Annotated in this window: 10 protein-coding genes and 1 tRNA gene; 9 read left to right on the top strand and 2 right to left on the bottom strand. The window is 53.4% G+C overall.

Annotation, left to right across the window (positions count from 1 at the left end; all coding sequences use genetic code 11):
• Positions 1 to 130 precede the first annotated feature (130 nt).
• On the top strand, positions 131 to 1,219 hold the full coding sequence (locus DXA74_RS01200; RefSeq protein WP_118525009.1) for an OmpA family protein: 1,089 nt from the start codon (positions 131 to 133) through the stop codon (positions 1,217 to 1,219).
• Between the two features lie 127 nt (positions 1,220 to 1,346).
• Here DXA74_RS01200 and DXA74_RS01195 read toward each other — a convergent pair.
• A tRNA-Met gene (locus DXA74_RS01195) sits at positions 1,347 to 1,420 on the bottom strand.
• A gap of 358 nt (positions 1,421 to 1,778) precedes the next feature.
• On the opposite strand from DXA74_RS01195, the gene DXA74_RS01190 reads away from it, so the two are divergent.
• From DXA74_RS01190 to DXA74_RS01155, 8 genes are all read left to right on the top strand, one after another.
• Complete coding sequence (locus DXA74_RS01190; protein WP_118525008.1) at positions 1,779 to 3,680, top strand: LptF/LptG family permease; 1,902 nt, start codon at positions 1,779 to 1,781, stop codon at positions 3,678 to 3,680.
• Positions 3,681 to 3,697: 17 nt separating this feature from the next.
• Positions 3,698 to 4,912, top strand: a complete 1,215-nt coding sequence (locus DXA74_RS01185) for a bifunctional 3,4-dihydroxy-2-butanone-4-phosphate synthase/GTP cyclohydrolase II (RefSeq protein ID WP_118525007.1) — start codon at positions 3,698 to 3,700, stop codon at positions 4,910 to 4,912.
• Between the two features lie 18 nt (positions 4,913 to 4,930).
• Positions 4,931 to 5,647, top strand: a complete 717-nt coding sequence (locus tag DXA74_RS01180; RefSeq protein WP_118525006.1) for a Bax inhibitor-1/YccA family protein — start codon at positions 4,931 to 4,933, stop codon at positions 5,645 to 5,647.
• Between the two features lie 135 nt (positions 5,648 to 5,782).
• On the top strand, positions 5,783 to 6,976 hold the full coding sequence (locus DXA74_RS01175) for a pyridoxal phosphate-dependent aminotransferase (RefSeq protein ID WP_118525005.1): 1,194 nt from the start codon (positions 5,783 to 5,785) through the stop codon (positions 6,974 to 6,976).
• 181 nt (positions 6,977 to 7,157) lie between these two features.
• Entirely contained in the window at positions 7,158 to 9,755 is a 2,598-nt protein-coding gene (locus DXA74_RS01170) for a zinc-dependent metalloprotease (protein WP_118525004.1), read from the top strand.
• 10 nt (positions 9,756 to 9,765) lie between these two features.
• The gene (locus DXA74_RS01165) at positions 9,766 to 13,023 is read left to right on the top strand and encodes a SusC/RagA family TonB-linked outer membrane protein (protein ID WP_118525003.1); all 3,258 of its coding nucleotides are present in this window, start codon (positions 9,766 to 9,768) and stop codon (positions 13,021 to 13,023) included.
• 14 nt (positions 13,024 to 13,037) lie between these two features.
• Positions 13,038 to 14,402: a RagB/SusD family nutrient uptake outer membrane protein gene (locus tag DXA74_RS01160; protein WP_118525002.1), complete on the top strand. Its 1,365-nt coding sequence runs from the start codon at positions 13,038 to 13,040 to the stop codon at positions 14,400 to 14,402.
• Positions 14,403 to 14,426: 24 nt separating this feature from the next.
• The gene (locus tag DXA74_RS01155; RefSeq protein WP_118525001.1) at positions 14,427 to 16,088 is read left to right on the top strand and encodes a T9SS type A sorting domain-containing protein; all 1,662 of its coding nucleotides are present in this window, start codon (positions 14,427 to 14,429) and stop codon (positions 16,086 to 16,088) included.
• Positions 16,089 to 16,331: 243 nt separating this feature from the next.
• On the opposite strand, the gene DXA74_RS01150 is transcribed toward DXA74_RS01155, so the two are convergent.
• Positions 16,332 to 17,471, bottom strand: a complete 1,140-nt coding sequence (locus DXA74_RS01150; protein WP_118525000.1) for an acyltransferase — start codon at positions 17,469 to 17,471, stop codon at positions 16,332 to 16,334.
• Positions 17,472 to 17,485 lie beyond the last annotated feature (14 nt).

Below are 17,485 nucleotides of genomic sequence, written 5' to 3'. Positions count from 1 at the left end.
CCGTTTTTTATCTCAAAATTCCCTCAGCAAATCCCGGTAATCCCCCTCTACAAGCCTGCAAACGACAATTAAATACACGCTTTATATTGCAAAAATAATTTAAAGCAAAATCAACCTAAAAACTATTTTTATGATGAAAAAAACTACTTTTCTGGCCCTATTGCTAGCCGGAAGCAGCATGGGAGCCTATGCACAAAACGAGAAAAAAAGCGAATTTTCTCCACACTGGAGCATGCAGATTCAGGGCGGCGCCGCCTACACCTTAGGAGAAATAGCATTTAAAGAAATGATATCTCCATCGGCTGCCATCTATGCCGGATATCAGTTCACCCCGCTTTGGGGACTGCGTGCCGGTCTGACCGGATGGCAGGCTAAAGGGTCATGGGTAACCCCGCAATATGACTATTCGTTTAATTTCGTTCAGGCCAATATTGATGCCACCCTGAACCTGGGCAATCTTTTTGGAGGCTACAAGGCTACCCGAATTGTCAACCCGTATTTGTTTGCCGGTGTGGCTCTGAATGGAGGTTTCAACAACGACGATGCCATCGCGTGGAACAACCAGGGACACAAACTGGAGTATCTGTGGAGCGGTAAGGAACTCTTCCCCGTGGGCCGCTTCGGCCTGGGAGCCGACTTCCGTCTGACCCGCAATCTCAGTTTCAATCTGGAGGCCAATGCCAATGTGCTTTCGGATAAATTCAACTCAAAGAAAGCCGGAAATGCCGACTGGCACTTCAACCTGATGGCCGGATTCTCCATAAAGTTCGGCGGCAAGAAGAAAGCCGAACCGGCACAGGAAATCATTGCCGCACAGGAAGTAACACCGGCTACGCCTGCCACACCGGTCACTCCGGTCGAAACACCGAAGGAGGAGCAGAAAGTCGTTCAGACGGAACAAGTTACAGAAAACGTCTTCTTCAAGATCAACTCGGCCTCAGTCAGCAAAGAGGGCATGGACAAAATCGCCAAAATCGCAGATTTCATGAAAGCCAACCCCAATACGAAAGTAAATGTATGCGGCTATGCCGACAAGCAGACCGGAACCCGCAGTTATAACAAGACTCTGTCCAAGAAACGCGCCGAGGTTGTCAGCAAGCTTCTCGAAAGCAAAGGCATCAGCAAAGAGCGGATCATCACCGACTACAAGGGCGACAGCGTACAGCCATTCAGCAACAACGTCGAAAACCGCGTAGTTATCTGTATCACGAAAGAATAAAAAACGAAAAATGAAATCCGACAGGACAACGCCTCATCGAGGGCATCTTGCCGGATTTTTTATTTCGGTAAAAACAAAAAAATAAGGCATTCAAGAATTTCTTCTTAAATGCCTTGCTTTAATTTTGTAGCGGGACCGGGGATTGAACCCGGGACCTCATGATTATGAATCATGCGCTCTAACCAGCTGAGCTATCCCGCCGTAAGGTTGCTGTCCTTATCGTTTTGCGTTGCAAAGGTACGCATTTATTTTTAATCTCCAAACTTTTCCGCAAAAAAAATGCATTTTTTCTGCAAAAAATATCCTTTTCCGTTTTGCGAAGATACGATCCGATGAACTCTCCACGCCTCGACAAGCTCTATAAACATATCATATACAGCATTTTATCCATAAAAATCACCAAACGGGACTTTTTATCGGAAAAATCGCACTTTTTCCAGAAATAAAAAAGAAAAAAAACGATATAAGGAATAAAGTTTACCAAAAAAAGACAGGCGCATGCTTTGTTCTGCAATTTTTATCTTAAATTTGCACATCATTCTCACGTGGATCAGATAAAATGAGATTATTCAAGAAACTAGACATATTTATATTCAAGGCATATGCATTGCTTTTTGTAGGCACCTTTTTTATTTGTTTGTTTGTCTTTATGATGCAGTTTATGTGGCTTCACATAGACAAACTGATCGGAAAAGGATTGAGCCTTGACGTGCTGGCCCAGTTTTTCTTTTATGCCAGCCTCACCCTGGTTCCCATGTCTCTGCCGCTGGCCATTCTGCTGGCCTCACTCATCACCTTCGGTAATTTCGGCGAACGGTTTGAGCTTTTGTCCATGAAGGCTGCCGGAATCTCGCTTATCCGCATTTTCCAGCCCACCGCCATCCTGGCTTTGCTGCTCAGCGCCGGATCGTTCTACTTTCAGAATGTAACCAGCCCGAATGCCACCAAGAAACTGGCAGCACTCATCTACTCCATGAAGCAGAAATCGCCCGAACTGGAAATCCCCGAGGGAATATTCTATAATGAAATCCCGGGCTACAATCTGTTTGTGGAGAAAAAGAACAAGGAAACGGGTATGCTCTATGGCGTGATGATTTATAACAACACGAACAGTTATGAAGACACGCAGATTGTGCTGGCCGACTCGGCCCGCCTGCAAAGCACTGCCGACAAGAAGCATCTGCAGCTCACCCTGTATCAGGGAGAGCGCTTCCAGAATATGAAGGGACAGAACTCGGCTCTGAGCAATGCCAATATCCCGTACATGCGCGAGACATTCATCGAGGAAACCGACCTGATTGCTTTCGACGCCAATTTCAATGCGCTGGATGCTTCGCTGCTCAGCGGTAATGCCCAGACCAAGAACATTGTACAGATCAAGGAAGGTATCGACTCCCTCACGGCCATGAAGGACAGTGTGGGACGCGCGGCCTATCGCGAAGCGCAGTTCAGTTTCATGAACAAGGCGACTTCGGTAAGCAAACAGGATTCGGCACGCGTACAGGCGGCCACTCCCCTGCCGTTTGACTCGGTTCTGGCCAAGCTGACTCCCGAAAACAAACAGCAGATCATTCAAAAGGCGGCCTACAAGGGAGCCAATGCCACTTCCGACTATGAGTTCCGCCAATATACCACCAATGATGTGAACCGCGCCTTGCGTCTGCACTGGGTGGAATATAACAAGAAAATGACCCTGTCGCTGGCCTGCCTCATCTTCTTCTTTATCGGAGCTCCGCTGGGTGCCATCATCCGGAAAGGAGGTCTCGGTGTACCGGTTGTCGTATCCGTAGCCATCTTCATCTTCTATTATATAATAAATGTATCGGGTGAAAAGATGGCCAAGTCGGGCGAATGGAACGTCACTTTCGGTATCTGGATGAGTTCTGCCATTCTGATGCCTATCGGTGCCTTCCTGACCTACAAGGCAAACAAAGACTCTGTGGTGTTCAACTTCGAGGCTTATCAGGCATTCTTCAAGAAACTGCTGGGCCTGAGAGTGACGCGTCACATCAACCGGAAAGAGGTGATTATCAACGATCCGGACTATCCGGTGGTGAAAGAACAGATTCGGGAGCTCCTGGAACACTGCCGGGAGTATGCCGCCAAGAACAGATTGCGCCTGGCACCGAATTATTTCAAGCTGTTCTTTACTTACCAGACCGACCATGAGATGACCGAGGTATGTAACCGGCTGGAAGACCTGGTAGTCGTCCTGTCCAACTCGCGCGATGCCGCCATTCTGGAGTATCTCAACAAACTGCCGGTGTTGTCTCCGCATGCACACACCAGACCGTTTGAACGCAAAAAGCTGAACCAGCTGCTGGGAGTTCTCGTACCTCTGGGCCTGTTCTTCTATTTCCGCATCTGGTTCTACCGGCTCCGCCTGTATAAGGATCTGAACAACATCCAGACCTACGGCGAGCGAATCATCAACCGAATTGAGAATATAATAACAACATAAAGATACCTATTATTAAAATGGAGAATTTTAAATTAAACACAATTGAAGAGGCTCTGGCCGACTTCAAAGAGGGTAAGTTCCTGATCGTAGTAGACGACGAGGATCGTGAAAATGAGGGCGACTTCATCACCGCTGCCGAAATGATCACTCCCGAAAAGATTAACTTTATGCTGACCAACGGAAGGGGTGTTTTGTGTGCTCCGATCACCATATCTCGCAGCCAGGAACTGGAATTGCCGCATCAGGTAAGTGACAACACTTCTATTCTCGGCACTCCGTTCACCGTTACCGTGGACAAGCTGGAGGGATGCACCACCGGCGTTTCCGCTCACGACCGTGCCGAAACCATCAAGGCACTGGCCGACCCGAACAGCAAACCGACCGATTTCGGACGTCCGGGCCACATCAACCCGCTTTATGCCCAGGATAAGGGTGTTTTGCGCCGTGCCGGACACACAGAGGCAGCTGTCGATCTGGCACGCCTGTCGGGATTGCAGCCGGCCGCAGCCCTGATTGAGATTTTGAACGAGGACGGAACTATGGCCCGCATGCCGCAGTTGCAGCAGGTGGCCCACAAGTTCGGCATCAAGATCATCGCCATCCGCGACCTGATTGCCTATCGCCTGAAACAGGAATCTATGGTAGAACAGGGACCGGAAGTGGATATGCCTACCGAGTACGGACATTTCCGCGACATCACTTTCCGCCAGAAGAGCAACGGTCTGGAGCACGTGGCTCTGATCAAAGGTACCTGGACTCCCGACGAACCGATTCTGGTGCGCGTACATTCTTCTTGCGCCACCGGAGATATCTTCGGCAGCCAGCGCTGCGACTGTGGTGCCCAGCTGCATGAGTCTATGCGAATGATCGAAAAGGAAGGCAAGGGTGTGGTTCTTTATATGAATCAGGAAGGACGCGGCATCGGCCTGTTCAACAAGATGAAGGCATACAAGCTTCAGGAAGAAGGTATGGATACCGTCGATGCCAACACACATCTGGGATTCTTACCCGACGAGCGCGAATATGGCGTAGGAGCACAGATTCTGCACGATCTGGGCGTGCGCAAAATGCGTCTGCTCACCAATAACCCGGTAAAACGCGTGGGTCTGGAAGCTTACGGTCTGGAAATCGTAGAGAATGTACCTATCGAGGTTGGTGTGAACCCTTACAACGAAAAGTATATGCGCACCAAGAAAGAGCGCATGGGTCACAACCTGCACTTTAACAAATAATCAACAAACTGTATCACTATGGAAGAAAAAGAAATGTTTATTCTGCAGCAAACTCTTGGAAAAGAGCAGAATGCAGTATTCGCAAAACTGATGCGCAGCGTGTACCTTTGGATGGTATTCGCTCTGGTCATCACCGGGCTCACAGCAGCTTATGTAGCCAACAGTCCGGCCTATATCAGTGCTTTGGTAAATAATCCGATGCTGTTCTATGGAGTCATCATTGCCGAACTGGCAGTCGTGTTCATCCTCTCAGGACGCATCCACAAGATGTCGTTCCTGACAGCTTCCCTGATGTTTATATTCTATTCTCTGCTCACCGGTGTATCGCTCTCTACGATATTTCTGGCTTATACAGAGAGTAGCATCGCCACCACATTTCTGATTACTGCCGGCACCTTCGGCACCATGAGTCTGGTAGGCTTTGTCACCAAAAAGGATTTGAGCAAGTTGGGCGGCATCCTGTTCATGGCTCTTATCGGCCTGATCATCGCTACTTTGGTCAATATATTCCTGGTTAGCGACACTCTGGGCTGGATCATCAACTATGTAGGTGTGCTGATCTTTGTAGGATTGACAGCTTACGACACTCAGAAAATCAAGCAGATGATGCGCGAATACGGCACAGACATCAATGAACAGACCCAGAAAATGGCTTTGATGGGAAGCCTTTCCCTCTATCTGGATTTCATCAACATGTTCCTGTACTTGCTGAGAATCTTCGGAAATAGAGACTAAAAGTTGCCAGAATGCACACTGCAGTTGGCAAAATGTTATCAAATTTACGAAAAACTATTAAAGGAGTAGGTTTTTCGAGCGAAAAGAGCTACTTTTGCAACAGCAATAACAAAATTATAATAAACAGAGAGAAAAATGAACCAATTATCAGATCGTCTCAACAGACTGTCACAGTCTGCGACATTATTAATGTCTCAAAAAAGCAATGAACTGAAAGCTCAGGGTATCGATGTGATCAACATGAGTGTGGGCGAACCGGACTTTAATACCCCGGACCATATCAAGGCCGCTGCCATCAAGGCAGTAGAGGAGAATTTCTCACGTTACTCTCCAGTTCCGGGTTATCCGGCTTTGCGTCAGGCCATCGCCAGCAAACTGAAGAACGAAAACGGGCTGGACTACACTCCGGCACAGATTGCCTGCTCTAACGGTGCAAAACAGTCTGTCTGCAACGTGGTGATGACAGTGGTCAATGCAGGAGACGAGGTGATTATTCCGGCACCTTATTGGGTGAGCTATCCGGAAATGGTGAAATTGGCTGATGGTACTCCGGTGGTCGTAGGCGCCGGCATCGAGCAGGACTTCAAGATCACTCCGCAGCAGCTCGAGGCAGCCATCACTCCGAAAACCCGTGCCCTGATTCTTTGCTCACCGAGCAACCCAACCGGTTCTGTTTATTCTAAGGAAGAGTTGGCCGGACTGGCTGCCGTTCTGGCAAAACACGAGCGCGTGATCGTGATTGCCGATGAGATTTACGAGCACATCAACTATATCGGCAAGCACGAGAGCATCGCCCAGTTCGAGGAGATCAAGGACCGCGTGGTCATCATCAACGGTGTGTCCAAGGCGTATGCCATGACGGGATGGCGTATCGGTTTCATCGCCGGACCGGAATGGATCGTGAAGGGCTGCAACAAATTGCAGGGTCAGTACACCAGCGGACCGTGCTCCGTGTCGCAGAAGGCTGCCGAGGCTGCCTACACCGGCTCACAGGAATGTGTTGAGGTGATGCGTCAGGCATTCGAACGCCGTAGAGACCTCATCGTAGAGCTGGCCAAGGAAATTCCGGGATTGGAAGTAAACAAGCCTCAGGGCGCATTCTACCTGTTCCCGAAATGCAGCTCTTACTTCGGTAAGAAGGACGGTGACCGTGTGATCAACACTTCTACCGACCTGGCTCTTTACCTGCTGGAAGTGGGCCATGTGGCTACAGTGGGCGGCGACGACTTCGGTTCTCCGGAATGTTTCCGTATGAGTTATGCAACCAGCGACGAAAACATCAAAGAAGCCATGAAGCGTATCAAAGAAGCTTTATCTCGCTTGAAATAAAAACTTTGATCCATGTCTTGGCTTCTCCCGGAGCCAAGACATTTTTTATTTTCTACAAAAACCATTTCAACCGGTTCCGGACTTATTTATGAACATGCGGAACCGCATTCATCGGTAATCATTTTCTCCGTCAGAAAGGGGTTATTCGAATATTATTCACGGATACAGTCAATTATCAATTATGAGCAAACGTACAATCTGGATTGGAATGTTCGCTCTGTTGTTTGCTACCGACGCAGCGATTGCGGGGCAGGCGGCAGGAATATTCCCTCTGCTTAAGAAGAAAAAGAAGAAAGCCCAAAAAGAAGTTCAAATCTCCGAATACAAGAAACTCACCGGAAGGGATTCCGTAGCCTTCGGCGGAGTGATGAATGTGGTCAAGAAAGAAGATACTTTTTATCTGGAAATCCCCGCGGCGCTGATGGGGCGCGAGTTTCTCGTGACGAACCGCCTGCAGCGCGTTCCCAAGGAACTGAATGAGGCGGGGGTGAACAAGGGCATCAACTACGAGAACCAGACCATCCGCTTTGAATGGAACCGCGCGGACAAGAAGGTGGCCATACGCCAGCAAAGAAACACGCCGGAGTTTCCGCAGGGAAATGCCATCGGCGCTTCCGTGCTCGACAATTATATCGACCCGCTCATTGCCAGCCTGAAGGTGGAAGCCGTGGCTTCGGACTCTTCGAGCGTGCTGGTCAAGGTGAACGATCTGTTCAACGGCAAGCAGAACTGCCTGAATGACGTGTTCAACCTGATCAATCTGGGCACATCGGCCAACACGGACCTGTCGCGCATCCTGGATATCCGGGCCTTCTCCAACAATGTGACGGCTACTTCGGAGCTCACCACCATCGTGCGCGAAGGCATGAGCAAGGTGAACATCACCGTGGTGGTCAGCTCCTCACTGACACTGCTTCCTGAAATCCCGATGCCGGGACGCGAGGAATCTTCTCTTGTGGGCTACTTCACCACGCCGCGCCTGCACTATTCCGACACGCAGCAGGAGCTGAAGGAAAAGAATTACATCACGCGCTGGCGACTGGAGCCCAAGGACAAGGAGGCTTATCTGGCGGGGCAGCTCGTGGAGCCCGTCAAGCCGATTGTGTTCTATATCGACGCGGCCATGCCGAAGCACTTGCGGCCGTATATCGAGAAGGGTATCCTGGACTGGAACGTGGCTTTCGAGAAGGCCGGATTCAAGAACGCGGTGCAGGTGCGCGACTACACGGACAGCATCGCCGCCGAGGGGGACGACATGAAATATTCGGTGCTGACTTATGCCGCATCGGACAAGGCCAACGCGATGGGGCCTTCCGTGATCGACCCGAGAACGGGCGAGATTCTCGAGGCGGACATCATCTGGTGGCACAACGTGCAGTCGCTGCTGCGCGAATGGATCATGGTGCAGACGGGACCGACCAACCCGCAGGCGCGCACCTTGCAGCTGCCGGAAAGCCTGATCGGCGACGCGGCGCGCTTCGTGGCCTGTCACGAAGTGGGTCACTCGTTAGGCTTACGCCATAACATGCGTGCCTCAAACGCTTATCCGACAGATTCTTTGCGCTCGGCAGAGTTTACCTCACGAGTAGGTGGAACTTCTACTTCCATCATGGATTACGCGCGCTTCAACTATGTGGCACAGCCGGGCGACGGCGTTACCGTCACATCGCCGCACATCGGAGTTTATGACCTGATGGCCATAGAATGGGGCTATCGCTGGTTCCCTACAGAAGAGGAAGGAAAGAAACCTTTGGTAGATTTTCTGAAGAAGCACAACGGACCGCTTTACCGTTACAGCGAGGCTCAGCCGGCACGTGCCGCAGTCGATCCACGCTCTTTGAGCGAAGACTTGGGAGACAACGCCATGAAATCGGCCCGCTACGGTATTGCCAACCTGAAGCGTATCATGCCGGAACTGGTAAACTGGACCACTACGGGACAGCCGGGCCAGACTTACGAAGAGGCGGCCAAGCTGTATTCGGGAGTCATCTTCCAGTGGGGTCTGTATCTGTATCATGTCATGGCCAATGTGGGAGGTATCTATCTGGAGAATACCACCGTGGGCGACGGCGAGCAGACCTTCACGTATGTGGAGAAGGACCGGCAGAAAGAGGCGGTGCAGTTCCTGCTGGAGGAAATCTTCACGTATCCGGACTGGCTGTTCAATGCTCCGATCACCAACTATACTTATCTGCTGAAGGACACTCCGGTAGGTCTGGTGGAGCAGAATCCGAACCTGGCTTTCAAGAACCAGCTGAACTACGTGTTCTGGGATCTGCTGCACAACGAGCGTCTGGTGCGCATGATTGAGAATGAATTCCACAACGGCAGCAAGGCATTCACCGCCATCGACATGATGGACATGCTGCACAAGCATATCTTCGGCGCCACCCTCTCCGGCAAGAAGACGGATGTCATGACCCGCAACATCCAGAAAGCTTATGTGGACGCGCTCATCACGGCGGCAGCCGAGGCCGAGGGCGTGAAAATCAACAAGAGCCTGTATGAGAACTCTTTGTGGGACAAACCAAGATTCCTGTGCTCCTGCGGCGAACATCATCTGGAGGGCGAGGCCGAACGCAGCGGCGGTATCCGCAACATCGACCTCTATGGCAAGCAGGCCAACCGCATCAGCGACGCCATCAGTGTGAAGCGCGGCGAACTGGTGCGCATCCTGAATCTGCTGAAGAGCAAGCGCAACAGCGGAGACACAGCCACAAAATTCCATTACGAGGACCTGATCCTGCGTATCCAAACCGCATTAGGACTGAACAAATAAAACAACGTATATGAAAATAATCCAATGTATTCTATTTATATTGCTCTCGGTGACAGGACTGCAGGCCCAGACCCGCACGATCAAGGGAACCATCCTCGACGGAGAGTTTAACAACGAGCCTCTGCCCGGCGCCACCATCTCGGTGCCGGCCTCGGGCGGCAAGGCTATGAACGGCACCACAAGCGACCTGGAGGGTAACTTCACGCTGAAGGTGGATGCCGGAACCGCTTATCTGGAAGTGCGCTTCATTGGCTATCAGACTCAGAAAGTAGCCCTGAAGCCGAACGTAAACCAATACAAGGTCGTCCTGAAGAGCGCTTCCAAAGAGATGGACGAACTGGTCGTGACCGGCTATCAGAAAATCGACCGCCGCAAACTGACGGCAGCGGTAACCACGCTGAACATCTCCGACGAGAAAATCGGAGCGGTAAAGAGTATCGACCAGGCACTGGCCGGACAGATCTCGGGTCTGTCGTCCGTTTCCACTTCCGGAGCGCCGGGAGCACCGACAAAAATCCGTATCCGCGGTACGGCGTCCATCAACGGAACGCAGGAGCCTCTGTGGGTGCTCGACGGAATTCCCCTGGAGGGCACCGACATCCCCGATATGGAGGACCTGAAGGATATTGATAATATTTATCAGACTTCCATCGCCGGCATCAACCCGTCGGACATCGAGAGCATCACCGTGCTGAAGGATGCCGCAGCCACAGCCATCTACGGTGCCCGTGCCGCCAATGGTGTGATTGTCATCACCACCAAGAAGGGTAAAGCCGGAAAGCCGCAGATCAACTTCTCCACAAAACTGACTTACAGCCCGAACATCAACATGGACCGCCTGAATCTGCTGAACTCCGACGAGAAGGTGGATCTGGAGCTGGACTTGCTCCGCTCGGACTATACCTTCCGTGAGAATAAAGGTGACGTGGCCCGCATATTGAACAGCATGGGCCTGACCAACGCTTACAAGCAGGGCGGCTGGGATGCGCTGACTCCGGAGGCACAGACGGCCATCAACCAGCTGCGCCAGATTAATACGGACTGGAATGACATTCTGTTCCGCGACGTATTCAATCAGGAATACAACTTCAGCATCTCGGGAGGCAACGAAAAAGCCAACTATTATACTTCCGTAGGTTACTACGACGAGCAGGGTAACGTCACCGGCGTGGACAACAACCGTTTCAACGTAACCCTGAAAACCAATTATCAGGTAAACAAGCGCCTGAAGCTCGGTGCTTCGGTATTTGCCAACCAGCGCCAGCAGAAGAGCTACATGACCGACTACAACGGTTTCGTGAATCCGGTGTACTACTCGCGTCTGGCCAACCCGTACATGCGTCCGTTTGACGAGAACGGAAACTACATCTACGACGTGAACGTGCAGGGCGGTAAAGAGGACTCCGAGCTGGATTTCAACATATTCGAGGAGCGCGCCAACACCTCGAACGAGCGGACCGACCGCTCAGTGATGGCCATCTTCGACGGAGAACTCAAGCTGAACGACTATTTCAAGCTGACCTCTCAGTTCGGTCTTCAGGTGGATGCCTCAACTTTGGACAAGTACGCCGGCGAGAACAGCTTCGCCATGCGTAAGGATCACGAGCGCGCCCAGTACTCATATTCTGACGGAAAGCGCAGCTTCCTGCCCGAAGGCGGTATGCACAAGGTGACCGAAACCCACAACAATCAGTGGACGTGGAAGGCGATGGCCGAGTATCAGCAGCGCTTCAAGAACAAGCATGATGTGCAGCTCATGGCCGGAACAGAGATTCGTCACTCCGAATACAGCAGCACCTTCTCGGCCGCTTACGGTTATGACAACCGCACGCTGACCTCGCAACCGGTTATTTTCCCGAACGAGGATGTGGCCAAATATTTCCCGCTGCATCAGGAATCCTTTACGGAAAATGCCTTTGTATCCTGGTTCGCCACCGGTTCTTACACCTACAAGGCCCGCTATACTTTGGGCGGAAGCATCCGTTTCGACGGTTCCGACGTGTTCGGTGTCTCCAAGAAATACCGCTATCTGCCGCTTTATTCGGTCAGCGGTTTGTGGCGCGTCAAGGAAGAAAACTTCCTGAAAGACGTTGATGCCATCAATGATTTGGGCATCCGCGCCTCATACGGTCTGCAAGGTAATATCGACAAGACCACCTCGCCTTACCTCATCGGAAGCTACCTGCAGGGCACCATCCTGCCGGGTTATTCCGAAGACATGATTGAATCGGAAACGGCACCGAATCCGTCCCTGCGCTGGGAAAAGACCCAGAATGCCAATGTGGGTATGGATCTGGCTATCCTGAACAATGCCATCCGTCTGGGTGTGGACTATTACTATCGCTACAGTTCCGACCTGATCGGCATGAAGATGCTGCCGCTGGAAACCGGATTCTCCTCAACGACCATCAACTGGGCCAGCATGGAGAACAAGGGTGTGGAAGTATCACTGGCCACACGGAACATCCGCACGAAGGACTTCACCTGGTACACCAATATCAATCTGGGCTTCAATGAAAACAAGGTATTGAAGGAAACCGTGGCCGAAAACGCCACATACCCCGGCCGTGAAGGTTATCCCGTAGGCGCCATCTTTGCCTACAAGACCGCCGGACTGGACGAAGACGGTTATCCACTCTTCCTGACCAAGGACGGAAAGAAGGTGACCGCCACCGAGTTCCTGAAGCTGAACCAGCACGGGGCCAGCACGCTGAGCGCGCAGGAACAGCGCGACCTGTTCACCTACATGGGTACTACCGATCCGAAGGTTTCCGGAGGTTTCATCAATACCTTTGAATACAAGAACTGGCAGTTGGGTGTGAACTTCTTCTTCAATCTGGGCATGAAGGTGCGCGTAACGCCTTCTTACTCCCCGACCAACTTTGACCGTGGCATGAATACCAACCACGACATTCTGAACCGTTGGACTCCGGAGAACCAGAACACCATCTATCCGAAGCTGATGACCAGCAGCGAGCGCCCGGCCGAGTACATCCAGTACTCCGAATACCAGCTCTACAACTATCTGGACATCTGGGTGAGAGACTGCAACTACATGCGTCTGCAGAGCGTCCGTCTGGGCTACAAGCTGCCCGGCGAATGGCTCAAGAAGTTCGGCATCAGCAGTGCTTCGGTATCGCTCGAGGGCCGCAACCTGGCGGTGATTGCCAGCGACTACACCAACTATCTGGATCCGGAGACAATGGGCAACCTCTATGCCCAGCCCATCCAGCGAAGCGTGATCTTTGGACTGAACATTAACTTTTAAGGAAGGAAGAACTGATGAAAATAAGACATTTATTATATTGCGTGCTGGCTTTAGGAAGCTTCACCCTGCAATCGTGTGACGATTTTCTGGACATCCAGCCCATCGGAAAGGTCATTCCCAAGACGGGAGCCGAGTATCGCGCCCTGCTGACCAAGGCCTACGACGATGTGCCCGAAGACCGCGGTCTGGCCACATTCCGCTCGGACGAGATGAAGATGGACGGCGCCAGCAGCGAGGACTACAACGCCTACTTCGACATCTGGAGCTGGAACGACGACGCGCCGCAGGAAACCACCAGCAGTTTCAGCTGGCGCACTTTCTACCACACCATCTATGTGGCCAACTACATCATCGAGCATCAGGACAAGATCACCGAGGCCTCGACCGAAGAGATCCGTCAGCTGGTGGGCGAAAGCTACATGCTGCGCGCCTACATGCACTTCATTCTGGTGAACCTGTACGGAGCGCCTTACACGCATTGCGATCCGGCCACCACGCTGGCCGTTCCGCTGAAGCTCGACACCAATGTGGATGCCGTATTAAAGAAAGCCACCGTGGGCCAGATCTACGACCAGATAAACCGCGATATTGATCAGGCGGAGAATTATCTGAACGTGGAGAAATGGGAAGCCGGAAAGACCTACCGCTTCAACAAGCTCTCGGCTCAGGCGCTACGGGCACGCGTGGCCCTTTACATGGGCAACTGGCAGGGCGCTCTGGACGCTTCGAAGCAGGTGCTCCAGCAGCAGGACACGCTGGTAAACCTGAACAACACCAAGGTGCTGCCCAACCACTACCAGTCGCCCGAGGCCATCGTCTCGCTGGAGCAGGTGATGACCTCCAACTACTTCAACGCCGGCAATCCGTCGGCCGAGCTGCTGGCCAAGTACCGCACCGGCGACCTGCGCAAGTCGAAATACTACAAGCAGATAACGGCCAGCACCACCAAGCTGGTGAAGGGAGGCAGCAACGAATACCGCTGCACGTTCCGCACGGCCGACTTCTACCTGATTGCCGCCGAGGCCTGGAACGAACTGAACCGTCCCGACTCGGCCAAGGTGTATCTCGAAGCGCTGATGAGCAAGCGCTACACGCCGGCCCAGTTCACCGTGCAGCAGGAAGCCCTGCGCCAGATGGACCAGACCGCGCTGCGCGGCGAGATTGCCGACGAGCGTCTGCGCGAGCTGGCCTTCGAGGGGCACCGCTGGTTTGACCTGCGCCGCACCGACCGTCCGGCGCTGACCAAGACCCACAACGGAACGGCCTACACGCTGGAAGCCGGCGACAGCCGCTACACCCTGCGCATCCCGTCGGAAGCCGTTGCCGCCAATCCGGAACTGGGAAAGGAACAGGCACAAACCGTTTTGACTACACAATAAAGATTCACTTAAAAACAAACGATTATGAAGAAAACATTACTTATCGCCTCTTTAGGCCTGCTGAGCATGAACCTTCAGACACAGGCTGAAGGACTTCAGGAATGGACCGCCAAAGTGACGGGCGTCAGCACCATCGACGAGCTCTATCTTCAGGCACCGGTCTGCGTGGACCAGGCCGGAAGCACGTATACCACCGGACAGTTCACCCAGCCGATCACCATCGGCTCCACCACTCTGGAGCCCATCGCCAACAGCGCCTATCTGGCCAAATACCATGCCGACGGCACGGCAGCCTGGGCCATCGGTCTGAGCGGTGCCGCCACCATCACCAGCGTCACCACCGACGAGAGCAACAACGTATACATTGCCGGAACGTTTGCCGACGTGGTTCTTGTGGGCAGCACCGACGGCAAGACCCAGGAGATCAAGGGCGCGGAGAACGAGACCAACAAGACCGCCTCTTTCATCGCCTCCTACAATGCCGACGGAGCGCTTCAGGCCGTGCGCACCTTCCTGGCACAGACCAATGAAGACGCAGCCAACAGCGGTCTGTATTTCCCGGACAACGGCTATCCTTACATCACCATCAAGCATCTGGAGGCCGGCAACGGAAAGATTTACGCTTCGGCCACCCACACCGGCGATGTCCTCATCGACGACATGAAGTGGGGCGGCATGTATCTGAACGTATTCGACTTCATGTACAGCGATCTGGAGAGCGGCGGTATCTTCAGCCTGAACGCCGCCGACCTGAAGGGCGCGGCCTCTGTGGCCCACATCAGTGTGGCCGAGCAGTTCCAGTCCACCCAGATGGGCTTCGAGAACCTGAACTTCACGGTAGACAACGGCACCGTTTACCTCTGCTTCGTGGCCAACGGCAAGGTGAAATACGATGCCGCCGGCAAGTCGGAAGAGATCACACTCACCTACGACGACCTGGGCTCCTTCGAGCACGCCTACATCGTTTCGTCCATCAAGGATGCGACGGTAAAGACCAAGACCTTCCACGCTCCGGCCCACACGGAGTCGGCCGCCTACAACCGCATCGGCGCGCTGAAGGCCGATGACAAGAACCTGTATATCGGCGGAACCTTCTTCCAGCAGCTGGCCTTCGACAACGCGCAGACCCACACCGACGGCACCGACCTGTTCGTGGCCGCCCTGAACCGGGAGACTCTCGAGCTGCAGTGGAGCCACGTGAGCGGTCTGTCTGAAGGCGACGGCAAATATTTCAGCGAGAACTTCAACGCCATGACCGTAAACGGCGGCGTGGTATCCGTTTACGGCTACGTGCTCCAGGACCAGAACAACGAGAAGAAGATCACCGCCCCACTGGAATACAGCTTCGCGGGCAGCGGTGCGGCCAACGAGAACGCCACCGCCCTGATTACGGGTGCCGACCGCCGGGGCGAAACCTCAGCCCTGCGCTCCGTAGACACCGAGAGCCTGGAAACCACGCTCACCGTGAGCGCCCCCACCACCGGCATTCAGGATGTTCCGGCGCTGGAGACCCGCCGTGTGGGCAACACCTTCTTCTTCGACCGCGCCACCGATGTTCAGGTCTACGACCTTCAGGGCCGTCTGTTGCAGCAGGCCCGGAAAGTGACTTCCCTCAGCATCGACCACCTGCAGCAGGGCGTCTACGTACTGACCGACGGCCGCGCCAGCGTGAAGGTGCAGAAGTAACCCCATCCCGAATCCTTTAGCACAGGATTCCCGAAAACAACGGGGGAGAGAGTCCCCTCCCCCCCAATAAAATAAAATGACCGTATCAAACTCCATGTTGAGTTCTGATACGGTCATTTCTTTAGTCTGTCAAGGTGCTCCAATTTCAAATTCCAAGTTCCTCTTCTCAAAAAATGAATTTTGACACATTTACATTTGCAGGATCAATATTCACCCTCTTCCTTTTATCCCCCGGCTCAGGAACTATCTTTTCATCCACACGCGGGTGAGCCACCGCCGCACCGGCTCGTCGTAAATCTTCAGCAGCACCCGGGCCAGCAGAATATTGCCCGCAAAAATCAACAGGGCATAAGGCCAGGCGTCCGCAAAAGTCATCTCATACTTGCGCGATGCCACGAACAGCAGATAGATGGAAGGATAATGGATGATATACAGCGGATAGGAAATGTCGCCCAGGAACTTGCAGACGGCCGCAGAGCGCACATCGGTAGTGCGGCCCGAAGCCGCCAGCCACACCAGCAGCGGGAAGACAACGACCACGCACACCACCTCATAAAGCGCATTCACCCAGGGCCGGCTGCCGTCGCCCATATAAGGCAGGGCCAGCAGCACCACCAGCACCAGCGAACAGATCCAGAAGGCGCCGCGCACCGCCCGCGGACGGAACACCCGCGACAGCAGCAGTCCCGCCGAGAAGGAGAAGGTCATGCGCAACATGCCGCCCGGGAAATTATCGCCGGCAAAGGTCCAGCCCACACCCAGATTGCCGAATCCCGACAGATTGCCCAGCGCAAAGGCCGCCAGACCGGCTCCGGCCAGCGCCACGAAACAGCCCAGCGCGCGGGTGGACAGGCGGCGCAGCCACAGCGCATAGAGCACATTGCCGATATACTCAAAGAACAACGACCACGACGGACCGTTCAGCGGATACATCTCGCCCGCCCCGCGCACCTCGGCGGCCGCCCCCGGCCACACGGGCAGCATCAGCATCTGCATCAGCGCAGCGAGCATCACGCAGGAGAAAGCCACCCGGGTGCCCTCCCACGTCTCGCACCCCTGGATGCAGAAGGAAATGACGCCCAGCACACAGGCCGGCACCACCATGGGATGCAGACGGATCAGACGGCGCCTGAAGAAATCCTTCAGCGTCAGCCGGGTTCCCCAACGGTCGTCATAGGCATAGCCGATGACAAAGCCCGAAAGGATGAAAAAGAAATCCACGGCCAGAAAGCCATGATTCACACGCTGTTCCACCGGACTGGCGGCAAAGGCCTCGAACACATGATACCAGATCACAATCAGAGCCGCCACGCCGCGCAGCCCGTCCAGCAAGGCATAGTGGGGCTTGGTGTCTGCAAAGGCAGACGAAGAAATTTTACTCATAAGGGTTTCTCTTT

Origin of the sequence: Bacteroides sp. OF04-15BH, assembly GCF_003477995.1 — a bacterium.
Classification (GTDB): domain Bacteria; phylum Bacteroidota; class Bacteroidia; order Bacteroidales; family Bacteroidaceae; genus Paraprevotella.
This window is presented reverse-complemented; position numbering and strand designations above follow the sequence as displayed.